The organism is Acinetobacter sp. YH12100 (assembly GCF_013419135.1).
In the GTDB taxonomy this organism is placed as follows: Bacteria; Pseudomonadota; Gammaproteobacteria; order Pseudomonadales; family Moraxellaceae; genus Acinetobacter; species Acinetobacter pseudolwoffii.
The window spans coordinates 1-7,581 of record NZ_VPAQ01000032.1 but is presented as its reverse complement, the minus strand read 5'-3'; the positions used below and the strand labels follow the sequence as shown (position 1 = coordinate 7,581).

6 protein-coding genes are annotated in these 7,581 nt (G+C 35.6%); 1 reads left to right on the top strand and 5 read right to left on the bottom strand.

The window, feature by feature from the left end; all coding sequences use genetic code 11:
- Window positions 1-253 precede the first annotated feature (253 nt).
- The 5 genes from FTU40_RS14560 to mobQ form a co-directional block, all read right to left on the bottom strand.
- The gene (locus FTU40_RS14560) at window positions 254-1,138 is read right to left on the bottom strand and encodes an Mph(E) family macrolide 2'-phosphotransferase (protein WP_180041305.1); all 885 of its coding nucleotides are present in this window, start codon (window positions 1,136-1,138) and stop codon (window positions 254-256) included.
- A 55-nt stretch (window positions 1,139-1,193) separates the two neighbouring features.
- Window positions 1,194-2,669 carry an ABC-F type ribosomal protection protein Msr(E) gene (gene msr(E) / locus FTU40_RS14555; protein ID WP_000052512.1) on the bottom strand — a complete coding sequence of 492 codons (1,476 nt, stop codon included), beginning with the start codon at window positions 2,667-2,669 and terminating at the stop codon, window positions 1,194-1,196.
- Window positions 2,670-3,266: 597 nt separating this feature from the next.
- Entirely contained in the window at window positions 3,267-3,554 is a 288-nt protein-coding gene (locus FTU40_RS14550; protein ID WP_004870774.1) for a hypothetical protein, read from the bottom strand.
- Window positions 3,551-4,492 carry a replication initiation protein gene (locus FTU40_RS14545; RefSeq protein ID WP_020846814.1) on the bottom strand — a complete coding sequence of 314 codons (942 nt, stop codon included), beginning with the start codon at window positions 4,490-4,492 and terminating at the stop codon, window positions 3,551-3,553. The genes FTU40_RS14550 and FTU40_RS14545 overlap by 4 nt, the downstream gene beginning before the upstream one ends.
- A 711-nt stretch (window positions 4,493-5,203) precedes the next feature.
- On the bottom strand, window positions 5,204-6,856 hold the full coding sequence (mobQ, locus tag FTU40_RS14540) for a MobQ family relaxase (protein WP_004870770.1): 1,653 nt from the start codon (window positions 6,854-6,856) through the stop codon (window positions 5,204-5,206).
- A gap of 211 nt (window positions 6,857-7,067) precedes the next feature.
- Here mobQ and FTU40_RS14535 point away from each other — a divergent pair, with 211 nt between their 5' ends.
- Entirely contained in the window at window positions 7,068-7,370 is a 303-nt protein-coding gene (locus FTU40_RS14535) for a hypothetical protein (RefSeq protein ID WP_163169824.1), read from the top strand.
- Window positions 7,371-7,581 lie beyond the last annotated feature (211 nt).

The following is a 7,581-nucleotide window of genomic DNA, read 5'->3' as shown; positions in this document are numbered from 1 at the left end:
CTTTGAATGGGTTCTAACACCCGAATTTCGTATATGAGATTTTATGTTAAATTTTTTATATCAAAATTTCAAAGTGTACTGATGAGTACACTTTGAATGGGTTCTAACACCCGAATTTCGTATATGAAATTTTATGTTAAATGATTGTTAGAAATGCCCCTTGATCGAGGCATTTTCTATAAAGAATACTAAAAACTAATTAAAGCCAACCAAGTTTCAAAACAAGGCAGTTCTCAGCAATCATATTTTTAAATTATATAACTCCCAACTGAGCTTTTGCTCCAACGATAAGGCTTTCATTTTGAGTTTCTAAGGCAAATAAACCATACATCAAAGGAGAGGCCGCTGCTCTTTCTAAAGTCTGTTCATATAGTTTATTCCAAACTTTACCCCCTAGTTTTTCATACTCGATGATTAGAGTTTTGAGGCTTTCTTCTCCAAACAAAGTTACATGCCCAGCAAAATCAATCGCTGGGTCATCTATATGGGCTGTTGACCAATCAATAACGCCTGAAACAGCTCCATCCTTTGAAGCTAGTACATGCCCAGCATATAAATCGCCATGTATAAATTGGGTGAAATCTGCCCATAGAACATCATTATCCAACCATTTTCTGTAGCGGGTTTCCAATTGCTCACTTATACCAATTTCAGATTTTACTAACTGCAAATTGTTTGCTATTTCAGGTCTTAAATCTGAAGGTTTCATAATTTTCAAATCATTTTCCCGAACTTCTTTTTCAGGAATACTATGGATTTCAAATAAGGTTTTTGCCAAAGATGTTATGTATTTCGGGCTATCTTTGTCCATATTCCAAATTATTTCATAGGTTTCAGCATCCAAATTTAAAACAGGATTATCTTTAAGTATGGGATAAGCCACTAATTCTGTAGATGAAATTCTCCAATCAGGAACCTCTACAGAAAGATATTTTTTTACCAATTCTAAAATGCGTTTTTCTTTCTTGATTTGTTCCCTCATGCCATCACGACGAGGAATACGCAGCAACCATTGTTGCCCCTTTGTATCAAGAGCAAAAACGACCTTAAAATCAATGCCCATTTCATTGAAATTCATTTTGTCCGTAAGCAACAAGCCGTGTGCTTCAGCAAGTGATTGAATATCTTGAATTGTCATTTTTAATTTCCTTTAAAGAGTTCAATAATTAATGTTCGGATTAGATTGGCTATCATTAACAATCTCTCTCAAAAGTCTTGATGATTTTGTGGTCTTTGATCTCGTAGATAATGTCAGCAATATTATCGACCAATTGCTTGTCATGAGATACGAAGATAATAGTTCCTGCATAGGACTTCATCATTGTTTCTAATGCGGCAATACTTTTTAGGTCAAGATAGTTTCCTGGTTCATCCATAAGCAAAATATTATATTTTCCTAAAAGCATTTTGGATAAAAGCAGTTTGATGATTTCACCTCCCGATAAGTCGGATAAGTTTTTTTGAATATCATTCGCTCCGATCCCCATTGAAGCCAATACTGCACGAATTTCCGCAACTGTGTACTCGCACTCTTCCTGCATAAAGGAGAGCACAGATTTATGCGTGTTAAATTTATATCCTGTTTGTGTAAAGTAGCCAATTTCAGCTTTTGGAGATATGGTTAATCCATCAGCACGTTCTGATATCATTTTTAACAAGGACGTTTTCCCTGTTCCATTCGATCCAGTTATAGCGACTTTAGCGCCAAGCGGTATTATAAAGTTAGCGTCATCAAAGATAGTACGGCTACCAAATTTTAAGCTCAGACCATCTGCCGTAATCGGGAACTTATTGTGCAGTTCTAGGGCTGAACTTTGACGAAAACGAATAGAACGCAAATGCTCTGGTGCTTGAATATCTTCTAATGCAGCCAAACGCTTTTCCATACTCTTAGCTGCCTGATACAGTTTTCTTTGCTTGGTGCCAGTCATTTTTGCATGCCCAAGTCGTCCAGCACTTTCGGTAGAGTTTTTGGATTTTTCTCCTTTTTTCTTATTGTCTAATCGATTAGCTTGCTGGCGTTTTTCTTGCACAGCAGATTCTAATCGCTCCCGTTCCTTCATCATCAGCTCATATTCTACGGCTTGGTGTTGTCGCTCTTCTTCTTTTTGACGCAAGTAATCCGAGTAACCACCCCAATATTCCGTAATTTTACCGTCTTTTAACTCCCATATCTTGTCTACAACCATATCAAGAAAATATCGGTCATGACTGATAACAAGTAATGCTCCATCAAATGCTTTAAGTTGACCAATAAGTAGATCTATTCCATTGAGATCAAGGTGGCTGGTTGGTTCATCCGCTAGAATGCCATGTACTTGTTGGGAAAATGCGGCAGCAATTTTTGCACGAGTTTCCTCTCCGCCACTCATTGTGTCGTTTTGTACATTGGAAACACCAAGGCGAGATAACATTGCCCGGTCTTCGACCGTTTCTATTTCGATTCCGCCCAGTTGGCTGATATGTGCAAAATCACCAAAACGCTGTAATGTCGCTTCGGCTAAAACAATTTCGCCATTAAGTACTTTGAGTAAACTACTCTTTCCTGCTCCGTTATCACCCACAAGACCAATACGGTCATAAGAGTGAATTTCCAATTCATCAATATCCAAAACATCACGCCCAGCATAATCCAAGCGTATGTTTCTCGCTTTAATAATTAAACTCATTTTTATTTACTCCTGTTTAGCTCTTGAAATTTTTTATGCAGCAAACAGGATTTAGGTGAAAACAAAAGCTAGCATCACAGTGTCCTCCCAAAAAAAAAGCTATTCATCCACAGGGTGGACAAATAGCTAGTCAATTAAGTTATAACTGGAAACTATGCACTAAAAGCATACTTATAAATTAAGCATACTTTTACTTTATATATCCGCATATATTCTTAAAGACACAACAAAAGCCCACCATTATAAAATAGTGTCACTATGCAAATAGTTGTGTCTTAACGAATGCGGATAGAATGCATAAACTTACCTAAAAAATAAAATTCAGTTTTATGATAACTTTACTGTTAAAAGAAGTCTAGACAACCTTGTTTTATGCTTGGATATAAGGCTTATTTTAAAATAATAGTAGTGAAGATTTTCTAAAATTAACATAATACACCTTATACGAAATTTGTTATAATTCTCGTGAAAATTCAACGCTGTAGTTTCAATTTTCTAGCCCAGTCGTCAATGACTGGGCTTTTTTTATTACTTTTCACGTTCCACGCCTAGTCTTTAATCAATGTTCCACGATTTTGATTAAATAAACTGAATAATTCAATCTGCAGAATTTAAGCGATTATCTTGAATAAGATCACTCAACTTACCTTCAAGCGATTCGATTTTATATTTCAGAGACAAGATTGAATCTTTTAAACGTGAATTTTTAGGTGCATCCGGATTCTTTAATTGATTAAAAACCTCTAATAATTCGCTGTGATGAGTGCTTAACCTTTCAATGTCACTTTCAATAGCCATTCTTGGTGTCCACAGAGCAAGTAAACTTTGCTCATAATCTTTGAGTTCTTGATGACTCATTGCATCTAATTCAGCCTTAGTTCTCATGGTTTAAAATCCGTCTTGCTATGAAGAGCTTTAAAAATCCGTTTTGTTGTTTCCTCTCTTACACTTTTCGGATCTCGTAAGATGCCACTAATCCAGAGGGCAAATGTCGGGTAGTCTGGGAAATTACTGAGGTCTGATAGCTCAGAAAGTTTAGATAAAATAGTGCTGTACTTGTTAATTTGAGCATCAGATAAATTGCAGAACATATCTATAGTTCTTTGATCTCGCTGAGGCGCTATTAATTTTGGCTTAGGTTTTTCTTTCACTATAAATTTAAAGCCAACTACTGAACGCCCTTTTTTTACATTTTCATAAGTGAGTTCAATATCTGTATTAGTTGTAATCTCATTTAATGAAGGCTTCATTACTCGGTCTTTTAAATTACAGAGTTTGTCATAAGATTTGGGCAAACCCAGCTCATTTTTTATATGTTCTAAGGACATTTCAAATTGTCCCATTGCTTGATGCTTTTTAGCTAAATGATAAAGATCGAATGAGTAATCTTTTTTCAAACTTAGTACGATATCTTTTTTATATTTTGTATAAGGGTTTAATTTATCAAACTCTTTTAACATCAGTAGAACGATTTCAGGGAAACGTATAGCTATCCCTCCGTCTTCATAAGTGCAATCAATCACCCAATTCGACAGCACCTTTTTTCCTCTTTCATTGTTATAAGAGAAATTTCTTTTAAGTAGATTCTTGCTGGCTAGTTCTAACTGCGTATATGCGGAATGCGTTTTAATGCCACATTCTCTAGCAAACTCTTCTGCCGTAATCATAATTCGGTCTTTTTCAGTTGCATCAGTGGTTCTAGCAATTGGGCTAGCAAGTATTAACATTCGTTTTTCATCAATGTTCATACTCTTAAAGCATTCTTGAACATTGTTTTGCATAACAACCCAGCTCAGAGGATATGTTTTTTTATTTTCGTCCATATAACTACAACCCCAAAAAACTAACTAACTACATTGGTATTTATGTAGCTTAAACATACATTGTCGTTTATTTTTTGACTACTATTTTTGTAGTTTTTTAACAAAACTACAAACTTTTTCTTGTAGTTTAATGTCCGGTAAAAGTAGTTTCTATGTCCGGTAAAAGTAGTTTTTTAAGTCCATTTTGTCCGGCATTTGTAGTTTAATGTCCGGTAAAAGTAGTTTTTTAAAGTCTGAAAGCATTGCTAGGCGTGGTTTATAGGGGGGTCTAAAAGCTTTTAAAAGCTTTTTAAAAGAATAAAAGGGAATTTATTTCCAAAGTGAGTTATTAAAACTGCCCTTGGTACTCGCTAAAGCTCGTACTCTATTGAAGCTCGTTTCACTCGCTTCGTGGGGGGCAGTTTTTTGCATATATGATCAAGGATTCAAAAAGCAAAACATGAATAATGCATTCGCTATGCTCATGCTTTTTGACGAGCAAAAGCATCAATACTTCGCTCGTAGACACTCGCTAATCACTGTCCCCAGTAATTCAATAAAAAACGGTTTTTCAGAGGGGGAATAAGCAAACTTTCGTTGTGTCGCTCGTAGATACTCGCTAAAAGGCTCTCATTTGCGTTCTAAGCGATTTTATTTTTATCAACTATAGTTTTACTGTATTTCTATCAAAAGTCGCTAAAACCCCCGTTTTTTTGCGCTTAAATGGGATTTCTAAGGCGTGTAGTCATGGTTATTGTCATTTTCTGGCTTTTTAGGCTCATTTCTCTGCTGTTTTTCTTGTTCTTGGCGTCTTACAAATGCCAAATGTTCTTGTTGCTCTCGTTCTTGTGCATAGCGTTGTTCTTGTTGCTCTCGTTCTTTACGTAACTGCTGTTCTCTAGATTCACGATCTTTTCGGTCGTTTTCGAGCTGTATTGCTCTTTTTTGGGAAAACTCTTGCTGCGCTTCGGTCTCAATTTTTTTTGTAAAAGCCGCATGCAATTCTTGGATTTTTAGATCTTCCATTTCTTCTGCATATAGTCGCTTTTGTTTTTCACCATTTTGAGGACTAAAGTATTTATTTCCATAGTTATCTTCTTCAAATATATAACTATTTATGATCTCCAGTCTTTGATCGCGTACATACTCTTGATACTCAGTTTCTCTGCGTGATATTTCAGAAATTTGATGATCTATATTTGAAATTTGATCATTAAGTTTTCGTTGTTTAACAGTGATGTTCGGTTCGTCAAATTTTGCAAAAGACTTTTTAGGCTGGAGCAGCTGATTTTCTTCTGTCCATTTATTTAAATGATCAGAATATCTCTCTTTTTTTTCTATTTCACTAAGACCAGAAATATGCTTTTGGATGTCTAGTTGGGTGTTGTGTTGGTCGATCAGGTCATTTATTTGATTGATCCATTTTGTTTTAAAAAATAAAGGCTCTTTTTTGCGTAGTTCTGATATTGCAGAACTCATCGTGTCTAATTTTGTTGTTAATTTTGATAATTCTTCATTTTGGAATTCATAAAGTTTCTGAGAAGTTTTTTCTGAATACTCAGCTTGAGAGTATTGAAACTGAAGCTCACTTCGTACTTTTTGAACAAGATCCTCAGATACTTTGATGTTTTCATCCAGTGCGATGACCTTTTTGATTTTTAAATTACGTAGCTTAATTTCATCATTTTTCAGACTAATTTCTGTAAATATCCCTCGTCTCCGGAGGTATGTCGCTTGAGGACCTTCGTGCTGAGTTGCTTCTAGGTCACTTTCCTGGTCTTCATAACTTCTGTGATCGACACGTTCATCAAATCCATTTTGTTCCAGGTGATGATTGCATAACTCTGCAAATGATTCTCTCCAGTGGCTTACAGTTTCTGTGCCATTGTCACGACTGAAGTCCCTATATTTTTTTGCTGAAAAGCCACCCTGCTCATTAATACTTCGGGTTGTGAACATGATGTGTGCATGGTAGTTGCGTTCATCACTTCCACTGTCTGTATGAGGTGCATGAATAGCAGCATCAACGATGACACCGTATTTTTTAACGAGGTTTCGGCAAAGTTCATTGAGCATATTTTCACGCTGTTCAGCGTTTAACTCACTGGGAAATGCAATCTCAAACTCTCTTGCAAGTAATGCATCTTTTCTACGTTCAACCTTTTCGACTTCATTCCAAAGTGTTTGGCGCTTGAGTAACTCAGTATTTGTATTTTCAGGTGCATAGATTTTTGTAAATTCGACACCAGTTTTTCTTGTGTAGTCTTGTTCTTTTCCATAAAAATCGCATACCAATTTTTCACTTGAACGATATGCAGCACAAGCAACGGCCGATCGTCCATTACCTCTACTAATCGTTTTAACTGAAAAATGATATATCGCCATTTTGCTTTTGCTCTTTATTTCGATTTATCGAAATTACCAACATGTATATGTTGGTCAGGGGATTACAAAGGGGATTTACCCCTTGTCGCACCATTGGATGAAATCCAATGGCTAAGTGCGCCCTTCGGGAAAACCACGATAGCATGGGCTGTCTTGAATTTCAATTCAAACAGACCTATGCTTGAGGGGGATTCCTTGATACGGTGATGGTATGAGTGTTGATAATTTAGAGCAAAAAATTGCAAAGCAAGAAGAACGCTTAAGACAGCTAAAAGAACAGAAAAAAGCTGCCATTGCACGTGAAAAAAAGAAAGTTTCTGATCAACAAAGAAAAGATGATACGAGACGTAAAATTCTACTGGGAGCTTGGGCTTTAAATAAATTAAAAAATGATGAATCGTTTAAGCAGCAATTAGCCGATTTTGAGCAATTTTTAAATACGGAAAATAAGACCGAAGAAAATAAGCAGAAAGATAAAGATCTTTTTAATGGATTTATTTGGGATAAGACCTAAATTTCGCATAAGAGATTTTATGTTAAATTTTTTATATCAAAATTTCAAAGTGTACTGATGAGTACACTTTGAATGGGTTCTAATACCCGAATTTCGTATATGAGATTTTATGTTAAATTTTTTATATCAAAATTTCAAAGTGTACTGATGAGTACACTTTGAATGGGTTCTAACACCCGAATTTCGTATATGAGATTTTATGTTAAATTTT